The 1,476-nt window shown below is 51.1% G+C and carries 2 protein-coding genes; both read left to right on the forward strand.

Going from position 1 to position 1,476, the window contains the following annotated elements; genetic code table 11:
• The coding region (locus IA22_RS36205; protein ID WP_106973290.1) for a replication protein at window positions 1–686 on the forward strand (686 nt) is incomplete at its 5' end.
• Window positions 683–1,384, forward strand: coding sequence for a replication protein P (locus tag IA22_RS36210; protein ID WP_000788910.1), 702 nt, complete (start codon window positions 683–685; stop codon window positions 1,382–1,384). The genes IA22_RS36205 and IA22_RS36210, both read left to right, overlap by 4 nt.
• The last annotated feature ends 92 nt before the right edge of the window (window positions 1,385–1,476 follow it).

Genomic DNA, 1,476 nt, shown 5'->3' on the forward strand with positions numbered 1-1,476 from the left:
ATTCTCAACTTAGCGAGATTACAAAGTTACCTGTCAAACGGTGCAATGAAGCCAAGTTAGAACTCGTCAGAATGAATATTATCAAGCAGCAAGGCGGCATGTTTGGACCAAATAAAAACATCTCAGAATGGTGCATCCCTCAAAACGAGGGAAAATCCCCTAAAACGAGGGATAAAACATCCCTCAAATTGGGGGATTGCTATCCCTCAAAACAGGGGGACACAAAAGACACTATTACAAAAGAAAAAAGAAAAGATTATTCGTCAGAGAATTCTGGCGAATCCTCTGACCAGCCAGAAAACGACCTTTCTGTGGTGAAACCGGATGCTGCAATTCAGAGCGGCAGCAAGTGGGGGACAGCGGAAGACTTGGCCGCCGCAGAGTGGATGTTTGACATGGTGAAGACTATCGCACCATCAGCCAGAAAACCGAATTTTGCTGGGTGGGCTAACGATATCCGCCTGATGCGTGAACGTGACGGACGTAACCACCGCGACATGTGTGTGCTGTTCCGCTGGGCATGCCAGGACAACTTCTGGTCCGGTAACGTGCTGAGCCCGGCCAAACTCCGCGATAAGTGGACCCAACTCGAAATCAACCGTAACAAGCAACAGGCAGGCGTGACAGCCAGCAAACCAAAACTCGACCTGACAAACACAGACTGGATTTACGGGGTGGATCTATGAAAAACATCGCCGCACAGATGGTTAACTTTGACCGTGAGCAGATGCGTCGGATCGCCAACAACATGCCGGAACAGTACGACGAAAAGCCGCAGGTACAGCAGGTAGCGCAGATCATCAACGGTGTGTTCAGCCAGTTACTGGCAACTTTCCCGGCGAGCCTGGCTAACCGTGACCAGAACGAAGTGAACGAAATCCGTCGCCAGTGGGTTCTGGCTTTTCGGGAAAACGGGATCACCACGATGGAACAGGTTAACGCAGGAATGCGCGTAGCCCGTCGGCAGAATCGACCATTTCTGCCATCACCCGGGCAGTTTGTTGCATGGTGCCGGGAAGAAGCATCCGTTACCGCCGGACTGCCAAACGTCAGCGAGCTGGTTGATATGGTTTACGAGTATTGCCGGAAGCGAGGCCTGTATCCGGATGCGGAGTCTTATCCGTGGAAATCAAACGCGCACTACTGGCTGGTTACCAACCTGTATCAGAACATGCGGGCCAATGCGCTTACTGATGCGGAATTACGCCGTAAGGCCGCAGATGAGCTTGTCCATATGACTGCGAGAATTAACCGTGGTGAGGCGATCCCTGAACCAGTAAAACAACTTCCTGTCATGGGCGGTAGACCTCTAAATCGTGCACAGGCTCTGGCGAAGATCGCAGAAATCAAAGCTAAGTTCGGACTGAAAGGAGCAAGTGTATGACGGGCAAAGAGGCAATTATTCATTACCTGGGGACGCATAATAGCTGTCTCTTATACACATCTCCGAGCCCACGAGACAGGCAGAAATCTCGT

Source organism: Kitasatospora papulosa, assembly GCF_000717245.1.
Classification (GTDB): domain Bacteria; phylum Actinomycetota; class Actinomycetes; order Streptomycetales; family Streptomycetaceae; genus Streptomyces; species Streptomyces papulosus.